Below are 23,195 nucleotides of genomic sequence, written 5' to 3'. Positions count from 1 at the left end.
CCAGGTGATCGCTCAGCGTGGCGTTTTTGATGATGAAATGACCGGGGATGTTCCGGCTCGTCCCTCCCCCGAGGAAACGAGATCAGGATGCGCAGGGCGACCTCGATGCTCAAGTCCGTGGCCGTCGCCGTCGTCGCCACCGCCGTCGGCTGTCTGCTGGTACTGACGCTGCTTCCGTCGCACGCCCGCCCCTGGCCCACGGAGGTGAGGACCAGCGGCGCCCCCGGTGCCGCGCCCGACCGTGCGGACGTCCTGGGCCACGGCGGTTCGGTGGCGAGGGCCGCCACCACCGGCCTGGACGCCGCCACCGCCGCCCAGCCCCGGCACGCGCAGCCCCGGCACGCCCAGCCCGCACACGGTAAGGCCGCACACGGCAAGCCGGCGCACGGGCGGGCCAAGCACGCGCCCCGCAGGCCGCGGATCGCGGTGACGGCGCCGCAGCCCGGCCTGAGCTTCCGGGTCAACGGCAGTTTCAGCGTGGCCTGGACGAACAACACCGGCGGCGAGGTGGACGTCTGGCTGCATGTGCGCACCCGCGGCAAGCGGACGCAGCGGGTGGCGCTGGTCGCGCCGCGGGCCGGCGCCGGGGCGACCGGCGAGGCCCTGGTGACGCTGCCGCTGGTCGCGCCCGGCCGCGCGTACTCGCTGGAGGTGGCCGCCCATGACGGCGTGGCGCGCGCCTTCAGCAAGGGCTTCGCCGTCACCGGCTGACCACCTCCCGCTCGTTACGGGGCGCTCAGATCGACCAGCCCGGCCAGGGCGTCCCGGTGCCGTCCCGGGGCGCCCAGCGCGATCTCGTCGCCCTTGGCCCGCTTGAGGAAGAGATGGGCCGGGTGTTCCCAGGTCATCCCGATGCCGCCGTGCAGCTGGATGCACTCCTCGGCGGCGTGGACGGCAACCGGGGCGCAGTACGCCTGGGCGACGGCGACCGCCACCGGGGTGTCGGGGCTGCCGGTGGCCAGCGCGTCGGCGGCGTTGCGGGCGGCGGCGCGGGCCGAGGCGACCTCGAGCCAGAGGGCGGCCATCCGGTGTTTGAGCGCCTGGAACGAGCCCACGGGGCGGCCGAACTGGGTGCGTTCCGCGGTGTGGCGCACGGTTTCGGCCAGGCACCATTCGGCGATGCCGAGCTGTTCCGAGGCGAGTAGTCCGGCGCCGGTGAGCAGCGCGCGCTCGACGGCGGTGCGGGCGCGGTCGCCGGTGGCCAGGAGGCGGCCTTGGGCGCCGTCGAAGGTGAGGTGGCCCAGGGGCCGGGTGAGGTCGAGCGGCGTAACCGCGTCGGTCCGTACGCCGTCCCCCGCGGCATCGACCGCGTACAGGGCCGGGCCGTCGGGACGCCGGGCCCACACCAGCAGCAGTTCGGCGGCGCCGGCGTCGGCGACCGAGGTCACCCGGCCGGTCAGCGTGCCGTCGGCGGCGGCGTGTACGGCCGGTTCCGCGGCCCCGCCGGGCGCGGTGGGCAGCGGTAGGGCGAGCACGCCGACGGTCCGGCCGTCGGCGAGCGCGGCGAGCGATCCGGCGACGTCCTCGTGGTCCGTGTCGCAGCCGAGCAGCGCGGTGACCGCGATGACGGCGCTGGTCAGATAGGGCACGGGGGCGACCGAGCGGCCGAGTTCCTCCAGCACCACGGCGGCCTCGCGGGCGCTTGCGCCGGCGCCGCCGAGCTTTTCCGGGACCAGCAGTCCGGCGGTGCCGATCTCGGTGGCGAGCGCGCGCCACAGTCCGGCGTCATAGGGGAGGTCCGACTCCAGTCCGGCCAGCACGGTGGCCGGATCGCTGCGGTCGGCGAGCAGGGAGCGTACGGCGTCGCGCAGCGCCTCCTCGTCCTCGGAGTAGAGGAGGTCGGGGTCGGTGGCGCTCTGCAGCGGGTCGGTCATCGGGGGAGGTCCTTCCACGCGACGTCCTTGTCGGTGCGCGGCTCGGGCGGCAGCCCCAGCACGCGTTCGGCGACGATGTTGAGCAGCACTTCGGAGGTGCCTCCTTCGATGGAGTTCCCCTTGGCGCGCAGATAGCGGTAGCCGGCCTGGCGTCCGGTGAAGTCGACGCCTTCGGGGCGGCGCAGCGTCCAGTCGTCGTAGGTCAGTCCGTCCTCGGCGAGGAACTCCACCTCCCAGCCGCTGATCTGCTGGGCGAGCCGGGCGAAGGCGAGTTTCATGCCGCTGCCCTCGGGGCCGGGCTGGCCCGTGGGGGCACCTCCCGCTCGAACGGAGTGGAGAGCGGGGGAGAGCTGCTGTCGGAGCCGTTCGCCGGTCAGCCGGGCGACCTCGGCGTCCACCCACAGCTTCAGCAGCCTTTGGTGCAGGTCGTGGGTGCGCAGTTCGGGGCGCTCGCGCCAGTCGGCGGCGGCGACGCCGATCATGCCGCCTTCGCGGGGGATGCGGGCGCCGCCGATGGCGACCCGCTCGTTCATCAGCGTGGTCTGGGCGACCCGCCAGCCCTCGCCGACGTCCCCGAGGCGATGGGCATCGGGGATGCGCACCCCGGTCAGGAACACCTCGTTGAACTCGGCCTCGCCGGTGATCTGGCGCAGCGGCCGCACCTCGACGCCGGGGTCGGTCATATCGCAGACGAAGTAGCTGATCCCGCGGTGTTTGGGCAGGTCGGGGTCGGTGCGGGCGATCAGGATCGCCCAGCGGGCCTGGTGCGCACCGGACGTCCAGACCTTCTGGCCGTCGACGGTCCAGATGCCCTCGTCGTCCCGCACGGCCCGGGTGGCGAGCGCGGCCAGGTCGGAGCCCGCGCCGGGCTCGCTGAACAGCTGGCACCACACCTCCTCCCCGGTCCACAGGGGGCGCAGAAAGCGCCGCTTCTGCTCGTCGGTGCCGTAGCGGAGGAGGGTGGGCGCGGCCATGCCGAGGCCGATGCCGATGCGGCCCGGGTCGTTGCCGGGGGCGCCGGCGGCCTCCAGTTCGGCGTCCACGACCGCTTGCAGGGCGCGCGGCGCGTCCAGGCCGCCCAGGCCCTGGGGGAAGTGCACCCAGGCGAGGCCCGCGTCGAAGCGGGCGCGCAGGAAGTCCAGCCGGTCCGTCGTGGTGGGCGGGTGCGCGGCGAGCAGGTCGGCGGTGCGGCGGCGCAGGTCGGCGGCGTCGGTCATCGTGCCTCCTCCGGTTCGGGGATGACGACAAGGCGGCCGGTGGAGGTGCCGTCGGCGACGCGCTGTACGGCCTCGGCGGCGCCCTCCAGCGGGACCCGGCCGCCGATCAGCGGCTTGATGACGCCCTGGGCGGCGAGCTTGGTGAGCTCCTCGTGGCAGGCGTCGACCGCGGCCGGGTCCTTGGTGTTGTACAGACCCCAATGGAGGCCCAGGATCGCGTAGTTCTTCACCAGGGCGTGGTTGAGGGCGGGGCTGGGGATGGCGCCGCCGGCGAAGCCGACGACGATGATCCGGCCCTCGAAGGCGATGCATTTGACGGACTTGGCGTAGGCGTCGCCGCCGACCGGGTCGTAGACCACGTCCGCGCCGCGGCCGCCGGTGGCCTTCTTGACCTCGGCGACGATGTCGTCCGCGCGCCGGTCGAGGACGAGGTCGCAGCCCAGTTCGCGGGCGATGCGGGCCTTGTCCGCGCCGCCCACCACGCCGATGACCCGGGCGCCGGCGGCCTTGCCGAGCTGTACGGCGGCGCTGCCGACGCCCCCGGCCGCGGCGTGCACCAGCAGGGTCTCGCCCGCCTGGAGCCGGGCCCGGCGGTGCAGCCCGAACCAGCCGGTCTGGTAGCCGATGTGCAGGGCGGCGGCTTCGGCGTCGTCGAGGGCCTCGGGCGCGGGCCGTACGGTGGCGGCGTCGACGACCGCGAGCTCGGCGAACCCGCCGTCGGGCAGCGGCGGCTGGGCCAGCACCCGCTGTCCGATCTCGCCGGCCGCGCCCTCCCCCGCGGCCAGTACCTCGCCGCAGATCTCCACGCCCGGGGTGAACGGCAGCGGCGGCCGTACCTGGTACTGGCCGCGGCACAGCAGCGCGTCGGGGAAGTTGACATTGGCGGCCCGTACGCGCAGCAGCAGCTGCCCTGGGCCCGGCTGCGGGTCCGGCACCTCTTCCAGCCGCATCACCTCACGCGGCTCGCCGTTCGCGGATACGCGCCATGCCTTCACCAGGTGCCTCCACAGACCTCGGATGTGCGGGGTACGACGGCACGCCGGCCCCCTTGCCGTCGTCGAGCGACATACTAAGCGGTCGGTATCTCGGAGGGAACAGTTTGCGGAGGCCCATCGGGCCGATGACGCGGACCCTGGTACTGACAGGGTCAGGCTCCCGGCGCCGCGATGACCGAGACTGGGGGCATGGACGCACCAGGCATGGACACGCCCGCCGAGTTGGGGCACTTCCTCCGCACCCGCCGCGCCCGGTTGCAGCCGGAGGACGTCGGACTGGCCGCCTACGGGGCGCGCCGCCGCGTGCCCGGACTGCGCCGCGAGGAGCTCGCCCAGCTGGCCGGGGTCAGCGTCGCGTACTACACCCGCCTCGAGCAGGGCCAGAGCCACAACGCTTCCGAAGGGGTGCTGGAGGCGCTGGCCCGCGCGCTGCGGCTGACCGGCGACGAGCGGGCGCATCTGCTCGATCTGGCCCGGCCCACGCCGAACCGCCGCCGCCCGGCGGTGCGGCACGACAAGATACGCCCCGGGCTGCGCCAGCTGCTCTCCGCGCTGGACGGCGTACCGGCCGTCGCGGTCGGCCCGCGCTTCGAGGTGCTGGCCTGGAACCGGCTCGGGCACGCCCTGATCGCCGGCCACCTGGACTTCGACAGCCCCGGCCGCCCCCAGGACCGCCCCAACGCCCAGCGGCTGCTCTTCCTCGACCCGCACACCCGCGAGCTCTACCCGGACCGCGACACGGAGATCCGGCGCGCCGTCTCCTCGCTGCGGGTCGCCGCGGGACAGTACCCGGACGACCCGCAACTGACCGAGCTGATCGGCGAGTTGTCGATGAAGAGCACCGAGTTCGCCACCCTGTGGTCGCGGCACGGCGTGCGCAACTGCACCTTCGGCACCAAGCTGTTCCACCATCCGCTGGTGGGCGACATGGAGCTGGATTTCGAGATGATGCGGACGCCGGACGGGTCCGGGCAGGGCGTGCTGATGTACACCGCGGCGGACGGTTCGCCGTCCGAGGCGGCGCTGCGGCTACTGGCCGCGGAGCGCGGCCCAGACGTCCGGGTCCTCGAAGCCGAGCGCCCATAGGCCGGTGCCCCGCACCCCGTACTTCTTCAGCAGCGGCAGCTGCTCGGCGACACCGCGCGCGTCCTGGTACCAGACCTCGTGCTCCGCGCCGTTCTTGCGGTAGGTGAAGTACGGGGTGCCCGACGCCGAGTCGAAGTGGTAGTCGGCGCCCGTCTGCTTGCGCAGCGAGTCGGCTTCCTTCCAGGTCAGATGGCCGGCCCGGCCCTTGGTCCCCTTGGTCCAGTCCCAGCCGTAGCCGGGGAAGGCCACCTCGATCTTGTTCCGCGGGATGGTGTCGGTGGCGTAGCGCAGAACCTGCTCGTACCAGTCCTTGGACGACAGCGGGCCCGCGTCGCCGCCGGACCAGTGCAGGTCGTAGCCCATGATCCGGACCGTGTCGGCGACCCTGCCCAGGTGCTGGTAGTCGTAGGCCCCGCCGGGGCCGCGGACATGGGCCAGGACGGTGATGACGCATTCCTTGCCGCGGGCGTGCAGTCGTGCGCACAGGTCGCGGGTGAGGAGGTTGAATCCGGTCCGGACGCGCTCCTGGGTGGCCCGGTCGCCGGTGGTCGCCATCGTCTCGTAGTCCAGCTCGATCCCGTCGTACGAGCGGCTGCCCGCCGTCTCCAGCAGGGCGTCGACATGCGCGGCCCGGCGCCGCGGGTCGTGCATCAGGGCGGCCATCTCGGCGGCGCCGGCGGTCTCGGTCACGGTGGGCACGACCCTGATGCCGGCGCGGTGCAGCCCGTCGATGACCCCCTCGTTCCCCGCGCCGTCCTCCGCCTTGACGGTGTCGGCCGAGGCCTCGTACCAGAAGGGGCTGACGGTGTGCAGCTGGTCGGCGTGCTCCAGCGCGTCCTGGTAGGCGGCCTCGGTGTCGCCCCAGTACGGCAGCCAGGCCGAGGCGGTGCGCCGGTCGGCGGCCAGCGCGAGGCCGGCCTCGGTCCCTGGTGGCGCCGCGGCCGCGGCCGCCGGGGCAAGGGGTCCGGCGAGCGCCACCGCGGTCAGCACGAGCGCGAGCCCGGGACGCACCCGGGCAGCTGATACATGGTCCATGCCCGAAGCTTCACCCGGTGCCGCACCCGGCGCTCCATCAGCTGAGCCGAACGGAGGGCCGCGGCCGCGCGCTCGCGCCGTACGGGTGAGCGTTCCTGACGGGGCATGAGACGCGGCGTCCGTCGCAGTGGCCCCTCCCCCGCCGATCCGCCGCACGACCCTCGCGCGTCAATCCCTGCGCAAGGCAGCATCTACTGGGCGGCTGGTGACACACCGTCGGGGCCGGGCACCTACGGGGGCTGAGCGCAGCGCCGGAGCGCACGGTTGCGGTGCAGGGGGTCGAGGCGCTGTGCCACGAGTTCCGGGCGCGGTGTGGGCGATCCGCGACGTCACCTCCAACGGCCGGCCGCACAACAAGCCCGTCCCGCTGATCCGGATCCCGGAACCGCTGGACGACTCCACGCCGCCGTACCGGACCCCGTAGCCGTACCGGGCCCGCCGTCTGCGCCAGATCGACGCAACCGGCGGCACGGCGCGTCGTCCTCATGCCGTCGTCGCTCTCGTCTCCTGCCGTCGTCCGTCGTCCTCGGCGGGCAGGGTGACCGCGATCCGGCCGGAGGCGATGCCCTGGTCGAGGGAGAGGCGGTCGTACGCGATGTCGGCGCAGGTCGGGGTGTCCATCCGGAGACGGACGTCGGGGCGCTCGGCGGGCCCGTCGGCGTAGCCGGGGCCTCCCTCGCCGCCCTCGCCGGCCGGGCCCAGCGTCACATGGAACTCGCCCTCGTCCAGGGCGATATCGACCACCTCTGTGCCGTCCGTGAAGTGCCGCCCGAGCCGGGTGATGAGCGGGAGCGCGAACCAGTGGGCCCGTACCGCGTCCGTGGGGCGCTTCTCGTCCAGGGCCGGGGCGCCCCAGTCGGCGAGGGCGGTGAGCGCGGGCAGCAGGGCGCGGCCGCGGGCGGTGAGGTCGTAGACGAAGGCGGCACCGGGCGGGGCGAGCCGGCGGCGGGAGACCAGTCCGTCCCGCTCCATGTCCTTGAGGCGGGAGGCGAGCATGTCCGTGCTGACGCCGGGCAGGTCGGCGTGCAGATCGGTGTAGCGCCGGGCGCCGCCGAGCAGTTCCCGGACGATCAGGAGCGTCCAGCGGTCCCCGACGGCGTCCAGGGCTCGGGCGAGGGCGCAGTACTGGTCATAACTTCGGCGCGGCATGACCTCAGCATAGACAGAAGTTGGACTTTCCAAGTCCTCGCTTGGTAAAACCAAGTACGCAGGTACGGTGTGACGAGTGACAAGTGACGAGTGCTGCCGCGGTCGCGCGGTGCCCGAGGAACCGAGAGGCCGCCGCATGCAGTTCAAACAGTCCAGCAAGATGGCCGACGTCTGTTACGAGATCCGCGGGCCGGTGATCGAGCACGCGAACGCGCTGGAGGAGGCGGGCCACAGCGTGCTGCGCCTCAACACCGGGAATCCGGCGCTGTTCGGCTTCGAATGCCCCGAAGAGATCCTCCAGGACATGATCCGCAACCTCTCCCGCGCCCACGGCTACACGGAGTCCCGCGGCATCCTCTCCGCCCGCCGCGCGGTGGCCCAGCACTACCAGCAGGTCGGGCTGCCCGAGGTGGACGTGGACGACATCTACCTCGGCAACGGCGTCTCCGAGCTCATCTCGATGGCGGTGCAGGCCCTCCTCGACGACGGCGACGAGGTGCTGATCCCCGCCCCGGACTTCCCCCTCTGGACGGCGGTCACCACCCTCGCCGGCGGCAAGGCCGTGCACTATCTGTGCGACGAGTCCGCGGACTGGCTGCCGGACCTGGACGACCTCGCCTCGAAGATCACCGACCGGACCCGGGCGATGGTCATCATCAACCCCAACAACCCCACGGGCGCGGTCTATCCCCGCGAGCTCCTGGAAGGCATGCTCGATCTCGCCCGGCGCCACCAGCTGATGGTCTTCGCCGACGAGATCTACGACCGGATCCTGTACGACGACGAGGTCCACCACCACGCCGCGGTGCTCGCTCCGGACCTGGTCTGCCTCACCTTCAGCGGCCTGTCCAAGGCCTACCGCGTCGCCGGCTTCCGCTCCGGCTGGGTGGTCGTCTCCGGCCCCAAGGGGCACGCCGCCGACTATCTGGAGGGCCTGGACACCCTCGCCTCCATGCGGCTGTGCCCCAATGCCCCCGCGCAGTACGCCATCCAGGCGGCCCTCGGCGGCCGGCAGTCCATCAAGGACCTGGTTCTGCCGGGCGGTCGGCTGCGCGAACAGCGCGATGTGGCCTGGGAGCGGCTGAACGAGATCCCGGGCGTCTCCTGCGTCAAGCCCAAGGGCGCGCTGTACGCCTTCCCGCGCCTCGATCCGGCCGTACACAAGATCCACGACGACGAGAAGTTCGTCCTCGACCTCCTCCTCCGGGAGAAGATCCAGGTCGTCCAGGGAACGGGCTTCAGCTGGCCGCGCCCGGACCACTTCCGCATCCTCACCCTGCCGCACGCCGACGACCTCGACGCGGCGATCAGCCGGATCGGGCGGTTCCTGGCGGGGTATCGCCAGTAGCGGGCGTTCGGAGGGGCCCGGCGCCCCTCGGACTCACCAGTACGCCTTGTCGGTCCACGCCTCGAAGCCCGCGCACTCGACCGGATCGTCGTCCTCGTCCAGCCCTGCCAGACCCTCGGTCACGAAGGTGCCGCGCTGCCAGGCGACCAGGGCGTCGATCAGGCCGTGCTTCCAGGGCTCACCCTGACGGGCGTGACGGGGACTGACGATCAGGGGCCAGGCATCCGGGTCGTCCCCCTCGGTGAGCCATCCGAGCCAGTCGGCGTCGACGGAGTTGGCGAAGGGGAGGAAGCCGCCCGGCTCGGGCCACATGGGGAGCGGGTGGTACTCCGGATGGCTCTCCCGGAGGCTCCGGTAGATGTCCGTCGTCTCCTCGACGTGGTCCAGGAACCGCCGCTCCCCCGTACGCAGCGGGGTCAGGAAACGCAGCCACTCGCTCCAGCAGCCCGCGCCGTACTCCGACATCAAGGTGAGGTACTCGGCGGGCAGCCGGGTGCCCAGCTCGGCGAAGAGGCCCTCCCAGGTGCCGCCGCCCAGGTACGCAGTTCCGGGCGGCGGGGAGAGCAGCCGCAGGGCCTCCAGGCCGGTGCCGGTCTCCAGGGCGATACGGCGCTCCGCGTCGGTGAGCCGGGGGACGGTGGGCGCGGGCGGGGTCCAGGGTGCGGCGTTCTCCAGGAAGGCGGTGCGGGCGATGCTGCCGGGGAGGGGGCCGATCAGGGGCCCGGGCGGGGAGGGGAGTTCCCAGGCGTCACGGACGGTGTGCCGGAGGTATGCGGTGAGGGTGAGGCCGTAGCGGTGCCACGGCTCCAGGCCGCTGCCGGGGACGGCGCCCCGGTGGTGGACGACGACCGTCCACTCATCGGGGTCCGCGGAGACCGAGGTGTCCCAGAAGAGCACATCGCTCCCCCTGCTGACGCCCCAGGCCAGCAGTCCGCCGGGCTCGGGGTGAACGGCCGGGCGCCGGTCCTCCGGCAGCGCGCGGGCCTCGATGCGGGCGGTGCGGTGCGTCTCACGCAGCCACTCCCCGTAGTCGAAGCGGCTGTGTTCCCCGCACGGGACGTGAATCCAGAGGTACGCGCCGAAGTCCAGCGGACCATGAGCGTCGGCCAGCCGCTTGTAATCGTCCGGTAGCCGCAGTCCCAGCCATTTTTCCACCGCCGGCCAGTCGACGGTGACCGGCCTGGGCGGGCGCTCCGGGTGCGGCGAGGTGAAACTGACGATGTCAGCGCTGTCCATCGCCTCACTCTAACGGGCCTGACGCTCACGATTCGTTGCCGCCCGCCCGACGCCGCGGTGAACGCCCGGCAATCACCGTCCGCGGAGACGACGCGCCCTTGAGCGCGCGGCGCGCAGCCGCTTAGGTGGAGGACGGCAATCCTGCCGCCGTTCCGGAGGGAGCACCCCGCAATGCCCGTACGACCAGCGGTAACGGAAGCGGAACTCGAAGCTCACCTGCGCGGAATATGTTTCAAGACGGGTCCGCCGCGCCGCATCGGCGTCGAGATCGAATTTCTGGTCCACGACGCCCGCAACCCCCGATGTCCGGTCGAACCGTCCCGGCTGCACACCGCGGCCGCCGCGCTGCGCGCCCTTCCCCTCTCGTCCCTTCTCACCTTCGAACCCGGCGGCCAGCTGGAGCTCAGCTCGCTCCCCGCCACTTCCCTCAGCGCCTGCATCGAGGCCGTCACCGCCGATCTGGCACTGGTCCGTCCCGCGATGCGCGCCATGGGTCTGGGGATGGCGGGACACGGCCACAATCCCTGGCACGCCCCGCACCGGGTGCTGACCGATCCCCGCTACAACGCGATGGAGGCCTATTTCGACCGCTGGGGCAGCGCCGGCCGGTCCATGATGTGCGGCACCGCGTCCGTACAGGTGTGTGTGGACTCCGGGTACGAGGAGCCGGGGCCGCTCGGATACGGCCGGCGGTGGCTGCTGGCGCATCTGCTGGGCGCGGTGCTGGCCGCGGCCTTCGCCAATTCGCCGACCAGTGAGGGCTGCCCCACGGGCTACCGCACCACCCGCCAGATCGTCTGGTCCCAGCTCGACCCGGACCGTACCCTCGCCCCGCCCCAGGAGCCGGACCCGCGGGCCGCCTGGGCGCGCTACGTCCTGGACGCCCCGGTGATGTGCCTGCGCTCCGAGGCCGGCCCCTGGGACGCGCCGAAGGGGCTGACCTTCCGCGAATGGGTCCGCACCGGCGCGCCCCGACCACCGACCCAGGAGGACCTCGACTACCACGTCACCACCCTCTTCCCGCCGGTCCGGCCGCGCGGCCATCTGGAACTGCGCATGATCGACGCGCAGGCGGGCGACGGCGGCTGGATCGTGCCGCTGGCCGTGACGGCCGCGCTGTTCGACGACCCGGAGGCGACGGAGATCGCCTATCGCACCGTCAAACCCCTTGCCGAGACGGCCGGTTCGCGTCCGGCGCCGCGCAACCCGCTGTGGCGGCGCGCGGCCCGCGGGGCGATGACCGACCCGGAGCTGCACGCCGCCGCGGTGACCTGCTTCGCCGCCGCCCAGGAAGCGCTGCCCCGGCTCGGCGCCTCCCCCGAGGTGATCGCGGCCGTCGCGGACTTCACCGAGCGCTATGTGGCCCGCGGCCGGTGCCCCGCCGACGACCATCTCGACGCCCTGTACGCCGCGGAAGCCGACCGCGCGTACGCCCCCGGCACCACGGACATCACCGACCCCGCGGCCTTCACCGAGCGCCCGGCCGGCGGCCTCACCCTTGGGAAGGACAGTAAGTGACCAACGACCCCGAGTCGCTCCGCGCACGCGCGGCCTCGGCGCTGCTCGCCGCCCGCGAACGCACCCGCCTGCTGACCACCTGTGTCGAGGAACCCGATCTCCTCGCCCAGCACTCCCCGCTCATGTCGCCGCTGGTCTGGGACCTGGCCCACATAGGCAACCAGGAGGAGCAGTGGCTGCTGCGCACCGTGGGCGGCCGGGACGCGCTGCGCCCGGACATCGACTCCGTTTACGACGCCTTCGAGCATCCGCGCGCCACGCGCCCGTCGCTGCCGCTGCTCGCGCCCGCCGAGGCCCACGGCTACATGGCCGAGGTACGCGGCCGGGTGCTGGACATCCTCGACGCCAGCCCGCTGCGCGGCGGTCCGCTGCTCGACTCCGGGTTCGCCTTCGGGATGATCGCGCAGCATGAACAGCAGCACGACGAGACGATGCTGATCACACACCAGCTCCGGAGCGGTCCGGCCGTGCTCACCGCGCCCGCGCCGCCGCCCGTCTCCGACACCGTCCTGCCCTACGAAGTACTCATACCCGGCGGCCCGTTCACCATGGGCACGTCCGCCGAGCCCTGGGCGCTGGACAACGAGCGCCCCGCGCACCGCCGGCTGCTGCCCTCCTTCCTGATCGACACCACGCCGGTCAGCAACGGCGCCTACCAGCGCTTCATCGAGGACGGCGGCTATGACGAGCCGCGCTGGTGGGGCGAGGCGGGCTGGGCGCAGGTACGGGAGCACAAGCTGCGCGCGCCGCTGTTCTGGAAGCGCGACGGCGGCCAGTGGCTGCGCCGCCGGTTCGGGGTGACCGAGCCGGTGCCGCCGGACGAGCCGGTGCTGCATGTCAGCTGGTACGAGGCGGACGCGTACGCGCGCTGGGCGGGCCGGCGGCTGCCCACGGAGGCCGAGTGGGAGAAGGCCGCCCGGCACGATCCGGACAGCGGGCGGGCGATGCGCTACCCCTGGGGCGACGAGGACCCGACCCCGGCCCACGCCAACCTCGGCCAGCGGCATCTCCAACCCGCCCCCATCGGCAGCTATCCGGACGGTCAATCCCCCTATGGCGTACGGCAGTTGATCGGCGACGTGTGGGAATGGACGGCCAGCGACTTCCTCCCCTATCCGGGCTTTGCCGCCTTCCCCTACCGGGAGTACTCGGAGGTGTTCTTCGGCGACGAGTACAAGGTGCTGCGCGGCGGGTCCTTCGCCGTCGACCCGGTCGCCTGCCGGGGGACGTTCCGCAACTGGGACCTGCCGGTCCGGCGGCAGATCTTCGCCGGGTTCCGTACCGCCCGGGACGCCGACCCGGCGGCGGGCGCGTGAGGGCCGAAACGCCGGACTTCCGGGGACACGCATCCGAGGGGGCCGGTGCCTGATGTGCCGTCATATTGCTTATCTGGGGCCGGAGATACCCATCCGCCGGATGGTGCTGGACCCGCCCCAGGGGCTGTACCGGCAGGCGTGGGCACCGCGCCGGCAGCTGCACGGGACGGTCAACGCGGACGGGTTCGGGGTCGGCTGGTACGCCCCCGAGGACCCGATACCCGCCCGCTACCGCCGGGCCGGGCCGATCTGGGCCGACGAGCTGCTGCCCGATCTGGCGCGGGTGGTGCGCACCGGTGCGCTGCTGGCCGCGGTACGGGATGCCACCGAGGCGGGGGCGGACGCCGAGGCCGCGGCGGCACCGTTCGCGGACGGGCGGTATCTGTTCAGCCACAACGGCGCCGTGCTCGGCTGGCCCGACTCGCTCGCCCCGCTGGCCGCCGCGCTGCCGCCCGCGGAGCTGCTGCGGCTGCCCGCCCGCTGCGATGCGGCGTTCCTGTTCGCGCTGGTCCGGCACCGGCTGGCGGCCGGGGACGAACTCGGCGACGCACTGGCCGGCACCGTCACGGCCGTCGCCGAGGCCGCCCCCGGCTCCCGGCTCAATCTGCTGCTCACCGATGGCACCACCGTCGCCGCCACCGCGTGGGGCGACACCCTCTTCCACCTGACCGCCCCAGGAGGCGGCGTCGTCGTAGCCTCCGAGCCCTACGACGACGCACCCCAGTGGACCGAGGTCCCGGACCGCACCCTGGTGCGCGCCACCCGTACCGACGTCCACCTCACCCCGCTCAAGGAGCCTGCCGCGTGAGCCCCCTCAGCATCACCCGCACCCTCCCCGCCGACGCCACCGCGGCCGCACTGCGCGCCGATGTCGCCCAGGGGCTGACCCGTACACCCAAACAGCTGCCGCCCAAGTGGTTCTATGACGCGCGCGGCAGTGAGCTGTTCGAGGAAATCACCCAGCTGCCCGAGTACTACCCGACCCGCGCGGAGCGGGAGATCCTGCTCGCCCGCGCCCCGGAGATCGCCGCGGCCACCGATGCCCGCACCCTGATCGAGCTGGGCTCGGGCTCGTCCGACAAGACACGTCACCTCATCGGCGCGCTCACCGGACTGCACACCTACCTCCCGGTCGACGTCAGCGAATCGGCCCTGACGGCGGCGGGCAAAACCCTGTTGACCGAGCACCCCGGCCTGACGGTGCACGCGCTGGTCGCCGACTTCCAGCGGGGCCTCGCCCTCCCCGAGGCGCCCGGCCCGCGGCTGCTGGCCTTCCTCGGCGGCACGATCGGCAATCTGCTGCCCGACGAGCGCGCCGCCTTCCTCCGCTCCGTCCACGACCTGCTGTCGCCGGGCGACGCCCTGCTCCTCGGCACCGACCTGGTCAAGGACGAGGCCACCCTCGTCGCGGCCTATGACGACGCACAAGGCGTCACCGCCGCGTTCAACAAGAACGTCCTGCATGTCATCAACCGCGAGCTGGGCGGCGACTTCGACCCGGCGGACTTCGACCATGTCGCGCTGTGGAACCCCGAGCGCGAGTGGATCGAGATGCGGCTGCGGGCCCGCAAGGAGCTGACCGTGAAGATCCCCGGAGTGGACCTGGCGGTGTCCTTCGCCGAGGGGGAGGAGGTACGGACCGAGGTCTCCGCGAAATTCCGCGAGGACGGCGCGCGGGCCGAACTGGCCGCCGCCGGGCTGGAGTTGAGCAAGTGGTGGACGGACGACGCGGAGCGCTTCGCGTTGTCGCTGTCGGTCCGCGGCTGACTTCCGACTGCCGTATCCCGCCACCTGTGTGGTTCGATGCACCGGTCACACGTTCGTACCGGGGCGCCGTACGGCGCGCAGCATCGAGGGCTGGGGTGGCGGGATGGGGCTGGATCGGCGGGGCTTTCTCAGGGGCGCGGCCGGGCTGTCGGCGGCGGGGGTGCTGGCGGGCGTGGGCGGCGCACGGTTCCCTGCCGCCGCGGCGGAGCGGGCCTCGGTCCTCTCCGCCGCCTCCGTCCAGGACTGGATGTCGGCCGTCGCCGATGCGACCCCCGTCCAGCGGCTGACGATCCCGGGCACCCATGACTCCGGCGCCCGCATCGGCGGCCCCTGGGTCGCCTGCCAGAACACCCCCATCGACGCCCAACTGGCGTCCGGAATCCGCTTCCTGGACGTCCGCTGCCGGGCCATCGACGGTGTCTTCGCCATCCATCACGGCGCCTTCTACCAGGAGCTGATGTTCGGGGATGTGCTCAACGCCTGCCGGGCGTTCTTGCAGGCGCACCCGTCCGAGACCGTCCTGATGCGGGTCAAGCAGGAGTACTCGGAAGTCGCCGCCGAGGAGTTCCGCCGGATCTTCGACAGCTACCTCGACGACAAGGGCTACCGCTCGCTGTTCCGTCTCGACGGCGCTCTCCCGTCCCTCGGACAGGGGCGGGGCAGGGTCGTCCTGCTGGCGGACGCCGACGGGATGCCGGGCGTCCGCTACGCCGACCCCCAGCTCTTCGACATCCAGGACGACTACATGGCGGAGCCGTTCGCGAAGTGGCCGAAGGTCGAGGCCCAGTTCCGCAAGGCGGCCGCCGAGCCCGGCAAGCTGTACATGAACTATGTGAGCACCGCCGCCCTGCTGCCGCCCCGCTCCAACGCCGACCGACTCGATCCGCAGGTCAAGAGCCTGCTGTCGGGGTCGGAGGCGGCGGGCTGGACGGGGCTGGGCATCGTGCCGATGGACTTCCCGAACGAGTTCGGGCTGGCGGAGACGCTGATCGGGCACAATCCGGCGGCCGCGTAGCGGGGCGGCCCCGGCGCGGACGGCCGCCCGGGTCGCCGGCGCCGTCCGCCCGGCCGTCCGGGTCGCCTGTCGGGGCCCCGCCGTGCCCTGACGCCCCGTCGGACCGTCATGCCGCAGACTGGGCCACATATCTGGAGGACGGGTTCCGGCGCCGCGCTGTCTGCACGACGGGGTGGCGCCGGCCGATGTGGCGAGGCGGCGGTCGGTGGACACGGGCGAGAGCGGGCGGACGGCGACGGACGAGCTGCCGCGCTCCGCGGGGGCGGCCGGGCGCGGGCGGCGCGGGGGCCGTGTGCCGGTGCGGGTGGCGCTGGCACTGCTGCTGACGACGCTGGTGGCGGGCGGCGCGGTGCTGGTGCTGCGGCCCGGCCCGCACGATCCGTACCTGGCGGCCGGCGACCCCGTCACCGGCTCGTACCTCCCCGGACGGCACGCGGGGGACGTGGCGGCCGCCGCGGTGCTCGCCGGACCGTACCGGGAACGGCCGGGACCGCCCGTGGCGGCGTCGGACGACCGGGACGGCTCCCCGGCCCCGCTGCCGGCGTCCCGGCCGCTGCGGGCGGCGCCGACCGCGCCGTCGCCACCGGTCGGCGCGCTCTTTTCGCCCGGCGACGACGGCGACCCGACACACCACTGCACCGCGAGCGTGGTGCACTCGCCCGCGGGCGACCTCATCGTGACCGCCGCGCACTGCGTACATGACGGCGGCTTCCGCACCCGGCTGGTGTTCGTGCCCGGGCTGTACAAGGCGGCTGCGCCGTACGGCCTGTGGGTGCCCACCCGCGTCGATGTCGACCCTCGGTGGATCAGCGACCGCGACCCCGACCGCGATGTGGCGTTCGTCCGCGTGCGCAGGGCGGGCCGGGTGGCCGACGGACGCACCATCGAGGAGGTCACCGGCGCCGAGCGCATCCGCTTCCGGACGCCCGCCGGCCGCCCGGCCCAGCTGACCGGCTACCCCGACGATCAGGACACTCCCCTGGGCTGCCGCCATACGGCGGACGCCCAGAGCCCGTCCCAATTCCGTTTCGCCTGCCCGGGGTTCCCGAACGGCACCAGCGGCGGCCCGATGCTCACCGACGTGGACCCCGCCACCGGCACCGGCTCGCTCATCGGCGTCATCGGCGGCCTGGACGGGGGCGGGGACGACGCCACGTCGTACAGCAGCCGCTTCGACGCGGACATGGCGAAGCTGTACCGGCGGGCCACGTCGTAGCCGTCCGCTCGCGGGCACCGCGCCGGCGGACCGACGCACCGGCCGACCGGCTCAGGCCCCCCGCTGCACCACCGTCTTGAGGACGGACGGCAGCGGATACCAGTCCGCGGTCGCGAAGCTCGCGTGGGCGGCGGCGAGTTGGTTGACGCGGGCCAGGGCCTCGGCCTCGGTGGGGTGGGTGCCGTCCATCTCCGGCGGGACCTTGTGGGCGTCGGTCATGATGAGGAGGTAGTGCCGGTTGTCGTACCAGGCGGTGTCGATGCCGCCGTTCAGGTAGGTCGCGGCGTCGCCGTCGAAGACCACGAACCAGGGGCGCAGCGCCGGGTCGGGGTAGCGCTCGCGGGGGTCGCCGGCGGTGGCGCCGTGCACGGCGGGGAAGGCGGTGGACTGCGCCAGCTTGCCCTGCGCGGCGAGGTCCTTCAGATGCGTGGCGTACTCGACGTCGGTCCACAGCTTGTCGAGCGGGTTGTTCTCCTCGACGGTGCCGGGTATCAGCTCGATCAGGAACTTGCCCGCCAGGGCGGAGCGGGCGGGCCAGCCGCCGGCCCGTACCGCCTCGTCCGGGGTGGCGTGTCCCGCCGTCAGGTCGCCGGGGCCGTAGACCGCGTCGCCCAGTTTCTGGCGTACCAGCGCGTCGAATTCGGCGGGTCCGCGGCCGCCCTTGGCGTTGAAGCCGTCCTTCATCTCGATCTTGACGAGGATCGGGCGGTGGCCGGGGTTGGCGTCGTGCCAGGCCTTCATGTCGGCGAGGCAGGCGCCGAAGTCCTGGTCACGGTCCTTGGTGCGCAGCTCCGCGGCGTTCGCGGCGCCCTCGCAGTTGTTGTTGTTCCCCAGCGGGTTGCTGTGCGAGACCCGCCAGGACCTGCCCAGTCCGTTGGCCCAGACGTCGAGTTCCACGAGCGCCGCGCCGGAGTCCAACGCATCGGCGAAGTAGGGGTACTTGTCTTTCTCGTAAGCGTTGTGGACGCCCACCGACGTACTGGTGTCATATGTGATCGCAGCCGGTTCGGCACCCGCCGTCCCGGTCACCGCGATCACCGCCGCCGCGGCCACCGCGACCGTCCCCGCACACCGCTTCCCGTTCATGTGCCCCGCTTCCCCTGGATCCCCACCCGGCCGGTCACCCAGGTGGTCGAACGGGCAGCAGCGTACGGGACTTGGTTACGGTGGTCGCCAGGGGGCGGACCAGGAACGACAGGAGGGCGCATGCCCAGAATTACCCGTACCGAGACGAACGGTACGGAGGAGACCCGTGCGGACAAGGCCCGTACGGCGAAGGCACCGCGGGCGCTGCCGCTCGCGGCGACCGTGCTGACCGGGACGGTCGCGCTCTATATCGCGCTCGTCGCGTTCGGGAACATCACCGACTTCGACACCAACAGGCAATATGTGCGCCATGTTCTGGCCATGGACACCACGTTCCATGACCCGGAGCTGATGTGGCGGGCCATCACCTCGCACACGGTGCAGGACGCCGCGTATCTGGCGATCATCGCCTGGGAGGCGGTGGCCGCGACGGTGCTGGTCGTCGCCACCGTGCTCGGTGTGCTCGGCCTGCGGCGCGGTGACTTCTCCGCCGCCCGGCGGATGGCCACGGCGGGGCTGTTGATGATGCTGGTGCTGTTCGGGGCGGGGTTCCTCGCGATCGGCGGGGAGTGGTTCGCGATGTGGCAGTCGAAGGCGTGGAACGGGCTGGAGGCGGCGACCCGTAACTTCGTGTTCGCCGGGATCGCGCTGATCGTCGTCCATCTGCCGGGGGCGGAGGGCCGGCACGGGGACGGGCAGCGGTAGCAGAACCCGGCCCCACGCCCTCACCACTCGATGCGGTACCCCGTGAGCCAGTTGTCGGCGTCCGCGGTGCCCCGCTCGGGGGCGGACCGGCGCGTGGGGCGCCCCGCCGCTCCCGGGCCGATGAACCGGGCCATCGCGGCGCTGGTCGCGACGGCCTTCTCCACCCGCTCCCGACGCCGCCCGTCGTACGCGGCGAAGGCGCTCCGCGGGTCCGGTCGGTCGCGCAGGCAGGTGGCGAGGACGATGCCGTCCTCGATGGCCATCGAGGCGCCCTGGGCGGCGTGCGGGGCCGCCGCATGGGCGGCGTCGCCGATGATGACCATGGTGTCGGTGTGCCAGACGGGGATGCTCGCGAGGTCGTAGGAGTTGGCGGCGACGATGCGGTCGCCGGCGGTGGCGCGGACGAGGGCGGCGGCCGGGGTGTCGTCGCCGGAGAGCAGTGCGCCGAGCCGTTGGCGCCAGGCGGCGGGGGGTACGGCGGCCGGGCCGGAGCGCTCCAGTTCCGGGCCCGGAACGCTGGCGAACCACCAGACCTCGTCGTCGGGGGCGCGGGTGCAGCCGAAGAAGACCCGTTTGCCGAAGATCATGGTGTAGGCGTCCGGCGCGGGCGGCGCCGCGGCGGCGGGGGTGTAGCCGCAGACGGTGTTGCGGCCCGTGTAGCGGGGCCCCGGCGCGGCCGGGTCGATGAGGGTGCGGGTGACGGAGCGCAGGCCGTCCGCGCCTATCAGGACGTCGCCCTCGGCGGTGCTGCCGTCGGCGAACGCGGCGACGACGCGGGTGCCGTGCGCGGACGCCACGGTCTCCGCGCCGATCAGCCTTTTGCCGTGCCGTACGGCTATCCCGCGGCGCGCCGCCTCGGCGTGCAGCACCCGGTTGAGCGTGGCCCGGCGCAGGGTGCGCGGCCCGAGCCGGGCATCCTGTTCGCTGCCGGCGAGGGGCCGCCGGCCCAGGTCCTCGCCGCGGTCGCCGAGGAACGCGATGCGGTGCGCGGGGAAGGAGTTGGCCACGACGGGGCCGTGGGCGTCGATCACCCGTAGCGCTTCGAGGCCGTTGGCGAAGACGGTGAGGAAGGCGCCGGCGTCGTCCGCGCCGGTGGGGTAGGCCTCGTAGATCTCCGCCTCGATGCCCGCCTTCTGCAGGGCCATCGCGGTCACCGCTCCGGCGATGCCGCCGCCGATGATCAGGGCTCGGGTCAGCGAGGTGGTCGGGGATGTGGTCAGGGATGTGGTCAGGGCTGCGGTCATGCCGTCGGTCCCCCATTCGGTCCGCCCGCCGGGCCCGCCTGCCGGACAAACCGACGGGCGGGTGGCGCGGCCCCGTAGGCCGCACCACCCACCTTGAACCCGCCGGGCCCGGAGAGCCAGGCCCGTGCGCGGGGGGGCTCACCCCGCCGCGTACACGTCCTCGATGTAGCGTCCGACGGCGGTCAGTTCGCGCAGCCACGCCTCGGACTCCTGCGGCGAGGCGCCCACCGCGGCACCGTGCAGCTCGCGGAAGGCGGCCCGGACGCCGGGTGCCATCCGGCTGCCGTCCCCGCAGACGTAGACCCGCGCGCCGGCCTGGAGGAGTTCCCACACCTCGGCGGCCTCGGCGGCGATGCGGTGCTGGACGAAGAGGTGGCCGTTCTCGGGGCGGGCGCTGAAGACCGGGTGGAGCGTGAGCGCGCCGGCCTCCTGGGCGGCGGTGAGCTCCGCGGCATGCAGGAAGTCGCCCGTGGGGTCGTCGCAGCCGAAGTAGAGCCGCGCGGGTGTGGTGCGGCCCGCGGCGACCCGGTCGGCGACCGCGCCGCGGAACGGCGCGAGCCCGGTACCGGCCGCGACCATGATGACCGGGGTGGGGTCGGCCGGGTCGAGGCGGAAGGCCTCGCGGCAGGGCTGTACGCGGGCCAGGACGGTGTCGCCGGGCCGCAGGGTGTGCAGATGGGTCGAGCCGGTGCCGCCCGGCAGCAGCGAGACCATCAGGTCGGCGTGCCGGGGGTCGGTGGCGGGCGAGGAGGACAGGGAGTAGTGCCGGGTGCGCAGCGGCGGCAGCAGCTCCAGGACGGTCGGCCAGGGCAGTGCGCCGCGCAGCGCCGGGTGGGCCTCGATCAGGTCGATCAGGGTGCGCTGATCGTCCTCGGCGAGGGCTTCCAGCGCGGCCCGCTCGGGCGGGCAGGGGTTGTGGGCGGCGAGCAGGGCGGCCTGTCCGGGCGTCGGCCGGGCGCCCAACTCCAGGTGGTGGGTGAGGAGTTGGCGTACGGTCAGCGGGCGGTCGACGGGGAGGGCGTCGCGGGTGGGGCGGCCGGTGCGCAGGGCGAGGACGGTGTCCAGGTCGGCGCCGAGCGCCCGCGCGGCCCGTTCGACGGCGGCGGGGGCGTTGGCCGGGAGCACCGCGAGGTGGTCGGCGGTGCGGTAGTCGACGCCGTCGGGCAGCGCGATGCGCAGGAAGCGCTTGGGGCGCGGCCAGTCCGGTGCCGTCAGGTCGTAGGCCTCGGTGACGGTCATCGCGACGAGGTCGTGGCGGGCGGCGAGCGCGTCCAGGGGACCGCCGGTGATCTCGGTGACGGTGTATCCGGTGTTCTCGTCGGCCGGTGCGCTCGCGCCGATGCTCGCCGGATCGCCGTAGCGGGCCAGCAGCTGGGTGCGCAGGGCGCGGGCGAATTCCTTGACGGTTCCGCTGAGGTCTCCGGAGGCGTCGGCCTCGGCGCGCGGGAGGAGGCGGTGGGCGCCGAGCGCGTCGAGGCGGTCGTCGATGAGGGTCGGCACATGCTGGTAGGTCGCGGCCCAGTTGCGGTCGCCGACGCCCAGGACGGCGAACGGGACCTCCTCGGCGGCGCCCTCCGGTGCGGTGCGCAGCCAGTGGACGAAGGCGGCCGCGTCGTCGGTGGGCTGCCCGTTGTAGGAGGCGGCGACGATCGCGACCGGCCGGTCGGCGGGCAGCCCGCCGGCGTAGGCGTCCAGCGGCGCCACCTCGGTGGCGAAGCCCAGGCCGGTGGCCTCGTCGGCGAGCCGCTCGGCGAACTCGCGGCAGGTGCCGTAGTTGGTGCCGTGCAGCAGGAGCAGACCGGTGTCCTGCGGGACCCGGGTGGGCAGTCCGTCGTCGGTGGCGGCGTCGTCCTGGGCGGTGGTCGTGCCACCGGGCAGTACGGCGAGCGCGGCGCGGGTCGCGGCCCGGTCCGCGGGTGTGCGGGCGGCGAGGGTGAGCGTGAAGGCCTCGGGCTTGAGGGTCAGCGTCTCCTTGATGCGCAGCTGATAGCCGCTGTGGTCGATCAGGCGGTAGCGGTGCACCAGGAGGGCGAGCAGCATGGTCGCCTCGTGCAGCGCGAACTGCCGCCCGATGCAGGCGCGTTCGCCCGTTCCGAAGGGCTTGTACGCGTGCGGGGAGCGGGCCGCTTCGGTCTCCGGGGCGAACCGGGAGGGGTCGAAGAGGTCGGGGTTGTCGCCCCAGGCCGGGTCGCGGTGCAGCATCGGGGTGAGGACGGTGACCAGATCGCCCGCCGCGAGCGGGTAGCGGCCGCCGAGCAGGGTGTCGGTCCGGGCCTGGCGGCTGAACGCCGCGGCGGTCGGCCACAGCCGGAGCGCCTCGTTGACGACCTGCCGGGTGTACGGCAGCCGGCCGATGTCCTCGAAGGACGGGTCGGGGTCCGCTTCGTCGCCCCACAGCTCGTCCGCCTCGCGCTGGGCCAGGCGCAGCGCGACCGGGTCCTTGAGCAGGTGGTACAGGGCGAAGGAGAGCGCGCCCGAGGTGGTCTCGTGGCCGGCTATCAGGAAGGTGATGACCTGGTTGCGGATGTTGGCGAGGTCGAGGGCGGGGCCCTCCGTCTCTCCGTCCTGGTCCCGCGACCCGAGCATCAGGCCCAGCAGATCGTCGTCGCCGTTCTCGCCGCTGGCGGTCCGGGCGGCGATGACCTCGTCGACCACGGACGCGAGGTAGTCGGCGTCGGTGCGGAACGCCGCGTCCTCCGCGGAGTGGTCGGCACCGGGCTTACGGCCGAACTTGGCCCCGCTCCACTGCAGACAGCGCGCCATCGACTCGACGAACGGATGCGGGGTGTCCCGGGCGAACGACTCGAAGTCGAAGCCGAAGCCCGCGAGCCCGATGGTGTCCAGCGTCATCCGGGTCATGTCCTCGGCGACGTCGAGGGCCGTGCCGTCGGCCACCCGGCGGTCCCAACCGGCCATGACCCGGCGGGCGACCTTGAGCATCGCCGGGTGGTACGTACGCATCGAGCCGAGCGCGAAGGCGGGCATCAGCACCTCGTGCGCCTTGGCCCAGTTCGGTTCGTCGTTGTAGGCGGTGAACAGACCGTCACCGGCGAACTCTCGGACGTTCTCCAGGATCACCGATACGCCCTTGACGAAGCGTTCCTCGTCGGCGAGTTCGGTGACCAGTTCCAGCGAGGAGACGAACAGCGTCTCGCGGTCGCCCAGTCTGCGCCGGAAGACCGGGCCGTGGACCCGGGCCAGGTCCATGGCCTGCTGGAGCGGCGTCGAGGTGAGACCGGCCGCCGTGATGTCGGCTACCGGGATGCCGTCGTCGTCGGCGGCGCGTTCGTCGGTGTGGAGCGCGATCGTGTCGGTCATGTCTCCAGCGTGACCGGCCCGGTGTGCGGGTCCGGTCCCGGCAACTGCATGATTGTGCAGTGGTTTTTCG

The 23,195-nt window shown here is 73.2% G+C and carries 20 protein-coding genes; 11 read left to right on the top strand and 9 right to left on the bottom strand.

The window, feature by feature from the left end:
- Positions 1 to 87 precede the first annotated feature (87 nt).
- Positions 88 to 711 carry a hypothetical protein gene (locus ACIGWZ_RS00520; RefSeq protein WP_400059269.1) on the top strand — a complete coding sequence of 208 codons (624 nt, stop codon included), beginning with the start codon at positions 88 to 90 and terminating at the stop codon, positions 709 to 711.
- 14 nt (positions 712 to 725) lie between these two features.
- Here ACIGWZ_RS00520 and ACIGWZ_RS00515 read toward each other — a convergent pair whose 3' ends face one another.
- From ACIGWZ_RS00515 to ACIGWZ_RS00505, 3 genes are read right to left on the bottom strand one after another with little or no spacing between them, the layout of a single operon-like run.
- The gene (locus tag ACIGWZ_RS00515; protein ID WP_400059267.1) at positions 726 to 1,874 is read right to left on the bottom strand and encodes an acyl-CoA dehydrogenase family protein; all 1,149 of its coding nucleotides are present in this window, start codon (positions 1,872 to 1,874) and stop codon (positions 726 to 728) included.
- A complete protein-coding gene (locus ACIGWZ_RS00510) occupies positions 1,871 to 3,091 on the bottom strand; it encodes an acyl-CoA dehydrogenase family protein (RefSeq protein ID WP_400059265.1) in 1,221 nt (406 codons plus the stop codon). Before ACIGWZ_RS00510 ends, ACIGWZ_RS00515 begins: the two co-directional genes overlap by 4 nt.
- A complete protein-coding gene (locus ACIGWZ_RS00505) occupies positions 3,088 to 4,086 on the bottom strand; it encodes an NADPH:quinone oxidoreductase family protein (protein ID WP_400059263.1) in 999 nt (332 codons plus the stop codon). The genes ACIGWZ_RS00510 and ACIGWZ_RS00505 overlap by 4 nt, the downstream gene beginning before the upstream one ends.
- Positions 4,087 to 4,275: 189 nt before the next feature.
- Here ACIGWZ_RS00505 and ACIGWZ_RS00500 point away from each other — a divergent pair, with 189 nt between their 5' ends.
- A complete protein-coding gene (locus tag ACIGWZ_RS00500; protein ID WP_400059261.1) occupies positions 4,276 to 5,172 on the top strand; it encodes a helix-turn-helix transcriptional regulator in 897 nt (298 codons plus the stop codon).
- Here ACIGWZ_RS00500 and ACIGWZ_RS00495 read toward each other — a convergent pair.
- Positions 5,116 to 6,207 (bottom strand): glycosyl hydrolase family 18 protein, encoded by a 1,092-nt coding sequence (locus ACIGWZ_RS00495; protein ID WP_400059260.1) that lies wholly within the window; start codon positions 6,205 to 6,207, stop codon positions 5,116 to 5,118. The two genes, ACIGWZ_RS00500 and ACIGWZ_RS00495, sit on opposite strands and share 57 nt — an antisense overlap.
- Before the next feature lie 289 nt (positions 6,208 to 6,496).
- Between ACIGWZ_RS00495 and ACIGWZ_RS00490 the strand changes: the two genes are divergently transcribed.
- Positions 6,497 to 6,631, top strand: coding sequence for a hypothetical protein (locus ACIGWZ_RS00490; RefSeq protein ID WP_400059258.1), 135 nt, complete (start codon positions 6,497 to 6,499; stop codon positions 6,629 to 6,631).
- Between the two features lie 59 nt (positions 6,632 to 6,690).
- On the opposite strand, the gene ACIGWZ_RS00485 is transcribed toward ACIGWZ_RS00490, so the two are convergent.
- Positions 6,691 to 7,356, bottom strand: a complete 666-nt coding sequence (locus ACIGWZ_RS00485; protein ID WP_400059256.1) for a winged helix-turn-helix transcriptional regulator — start codon at positions 7,354 to 7,356, stop codon at positions 6,691 to 6,693.
- A gap of 136 nt (positions 7,357 to 7,492) precedes the next feature.
- Between ACIGWZ_RS00485 and ACIGWZ_RS00480 the strand changes: the two genes are divergently transcribed.
- Positions 7,493 to 8,704, top strand: coding sequence for a pyridoxal phosphate-dependent aminotransferase (locus tag ACIGWZ_RS00480; RefSeq protein WP_400059254.1), 1,212 nt, complete (start codon positions 7,493 to 7,495; stop codon positions 8,702 to 8,704).
- A gap of 33 nt (positions 8,705 to 8,737) precedes the next feature.
- Here ACIGWZ_RS00480 and ACIGWZ_RS00475 read toward each other — a convergent pair whose 3' ends face one another.
- Positions 8,738 to 9,940: an SMI1/KNR4 family protein gene (locus ACIGWZ_RS00475; RefSeq protein ID WP_400059252.1), complete on the bottom strand. Its 1,203-nt coding sequence runs from the start codon at positions 9,938 to 9,940 to the stop codon at positions 8,738 to 8,740.
- 171 nt (positions 9,941 to 10,111) lie between these two features.
- Between ACIGWZ_RS00475 and egtA the strand changes: the two genes are divergently transcribed.
- The 6 genes from egtA to ACIGWZ_RS00445 all read left to right on the top strand — a co-directional run bounded on the left by egtA (position 10,112) and on the right by ACIGWZ_RS00445 (position 16,772).
- Entirely contained in the window at positions 10,112 to 11,458 is a 1,347-nt protein-coding gene (gene egtA / locus ACIGWZ_RS00470) for an ergothioneine biosynthesis glutamate--cysteine ligase EgtA (RefSeq protein ID WP_400059250.1), read from the top strand.
- Entirely contained in the window at positions 11,455 to 12,774 is a 1,320-nt protein-coding gene (egtB, locus tag ACIGWZ_RS00465) for an ergothioneine biosynthesis protein EgtB (protein ID WP_400059248.1), read from the top strand. The genes egtA and egtB overlap by 4 nt, the downstream gene beginning before the upstream one ends.
- 52 nt (positions 12,775 to 12,826) lie before the next feature.
- On the top strand, positions 12,827 to 13,582 hold the full coding sequence (gene egtC, locus ACIGWZ_RS00460; RefSeq protein ID WP_400059246.1) for an ergothioneine biosynthesis protein EgtC: 756 nt from the start codon (positions 12,827 to 12,829) through the stop codon (positions 13,580 to 13,582).
- Entirely contained in the window at positions 13,579 to 14,541 is a 963-nt protein-coding gene (egtD, locus tag ACIGWZ_RS00455) for an L-histidine N(alpha)-methyltransferase (protein ID WP_400059244.1), read from the top strand. Before egtC ends, egtD begins: the two co-directional genes overlap by 4 nt.
- Positions 14,542 to 14,644: 103 nt before the next feature.
- Complete coding sequence (locus ACIGWZ_RS00450) at positions 14,645 to 15,556, top strand: phosphatidylinositol-specific phospholipase C domain-containing protein (protein ID WP_400059242.1); 912 nt, start codon at positions 14,645 to 14,647, stop codon at positions 15,554 to 15,556.
- A 205-nt stretch (positions 15,557 to 15,761) separates the two neighbouring features.
- On the top strand, positions 15,762 to 16,772 hold the full coding sequence (locus tag ACIGWZ_RS00445) for a trypsin-like serine peptidase (RefSeq protein ID WP_400059240.1): 1,011 nt from the start codon (positions 15,762 to 15,764) through the stop codon (positions 16,770 to 16,772).
- Positions 16,773 to 16,823: 51 nt separating this feature from the next.
- Here the strand turns inward: ACIGWZ_RS00445 and ACIGWZ_RS00440 are convergent, their stop codons facing one another.
- A complete protein-coding gene (locus tag ACIGWZ_RS00440; protein ID WP_400059238.1) occupies positions 16,824 to 17,858 on the bottom strand; it encodes a phosphatidylinositol-specific phospholipase C domain-containing protein in 1,035 nt (344 codons plus the stop codon).
- 120 nt (positions 17,859 to 17,978) lie between these two features.
- Between ACIGWZ_RS00440 and ACIGWZ_RS00435 the strand changes: the two genes are divergently transcribed.
- Positions 17,979 to 18,563, top strand: coding sequence for a DUF2165 domain-containing protein (locus tag ACIGWZ_RS00435; protein WP_400059236.1), 585 nt, complete (start codon positions 17,979 to 17,981; stop codon positions 18,561 to 18,563).
- A gap of 20 nt (positions 18,564 to 18,583) precedes the next feature.
- On the opposite strand, the gene ACIGWZ_RS00430 is transcribed toward ACIGWZ_RS00435, so the two are convergent.
- Entirely contained in the window at positions 18,584 to 19,807 is a 1,224-nt protein-coding gene (locus ACIGWZ_RS00430; protein ID WP_400059234.1) for an FAD-dependent monooxygenase, read from the bottom strand.
- Between the two features lie 138 nt (positions 19,808 to 19,945).
- The gene (locus ACIGWZ_RS00425) at positions 19,946 to 23,125 is read right to left on the bottom strand and encodes a bifunctional cytochrome P450/NADPH--P450 reductase (protein ID WP_400059232.1); all 3,180 of its coding nucleotides are present in this window, start codon (positions 23,123 to 23,125) and stop codon (positions 19,946 to 19,948) included.
- Between the last annotated feature and the right edge of the window lie 70 nt (positions 23,126 to 23,195).

This window comes from Streptomyces sp. NPDC053427 (assembly GCF_044544985.1).
Taxonomy (GTDB): Bacteria; Actinomycetota; Actinomycetes; order Streptomycetales; family Streptomycetaceae; genus Streptomyces.
The sequence above is the reverse complement of the archived record's forward strand: the minus strand, read 5'-3'. Positions and strand labels throughout refer to the sequence as shown.

Bases quoted from the DNA above. Each gene is read 5' to 3' on its own strand.
- ACIGWZ_RS00425 (WP_400059232.1), bottom strand. From the start codon at position 23,125: ATGACCGACACGATCGCGCTCCACACCGACGAACGCGCCGCCGACGAC.
- ACIGWZ_RS00500 (WP_400059261.1), top strand. From the start codon at position 4,276: ATGGACGCACCAGGCATGGACACGCCCGCCGAGTTGGGGCACTTCCTC.
- egtC (WP_400059246.1), top strand. From the start codon at position 12,827: ATGTGCCGTCATATTGCTTATCTGGGGCCGGAGATACCCATCCGCCGG.
- ACIGWZ_RS00480 (WP_400059254.1), top strand. From the start codon at position 7,493: ATGCAGTTCAAACAGTCCAGCAAGATGGCCGACGTCTGTTACGAGATC.
- ACIGWZ_RS00495 (WP_400059260.1), bottom strand. From the start codon at position 6,207: ATGGACCATGTATCAGCTGCCCGGGTGCGTCCCGGGCTCGCGCTCGTG.
- egtA (WP_400059250.1), top strand. From the start codon at position 10,112: ATGCCCGTACGACCAGCGGTAACGGAAGCGGAACTCGAAGCTCACCTG.
- ACIGWZ_RS00435 (WP_400059236.1), top strand. From the start codon at position 17,979: ATGCCCAGAATTACCCGTACCGAGACGAACGGTACGGAGGAGACCCGT.
- ACIGWZ_RS00430 (WP_400059234.1), bottom strand. From the start codon at position 19,807: ATGACCGCAGCCCTGACCACATCCCTGACCACATCCCCGACCACCTCG.
- ACIGWZ_RS00440 (WP_400059238.1), bottom strand. From the start codon at position 17,858: ATGAACGGGAAGCGGTGTGCGGGGACGGTCGCGGTGGCCGCGGCGGCG.
- ACIGWZ_RS00510 (WP_400059265.1), bottom strand. From the start codon at position 3,091: ATGACCGACGCCGCCGACCTGCGCCGCCGCACCGCCGACCTGCTCGCC.
- ACIGWZ_RS00450 (WP_400059242.1), top strand. From the start codon at position 14,645: ATGGGGCTGGATCGGCGGGGCTTTCTCAGGGGCGCGGCCGGGCTGTCG.
- ACIGWZ_RS00515 (WP_400059267.1), bottom strand. From the start codon at position 1,874: ATGACCGACCCGCTGCAGAGCGCCACCGACCCCGACCTCCTCTACTCC.
- ACIGWZ_RS00520 (WP_400059269.1), top strand. From the start codon at position 88: ATGCGCAGGGCGACCTCGATGCTCAAGTCCGTGGCCGTCGCCGTCGTC.
- ACIGWZ_RS00485 (WP_400059256.1), bottom strand. From the start codon at position 7,356: ATGCCGCGCCGAAGTTATGACCAGTACTGCGCCCTCGCCCGAGCCCTG.
- ACIGWZ_RS00475 (WP_400059252.1), bottom strand. From the start codon at position 9,940: ATGGACAGCGCTGACATCGTCAGTTTCACCTCGCCGCACCCGGAGCGC.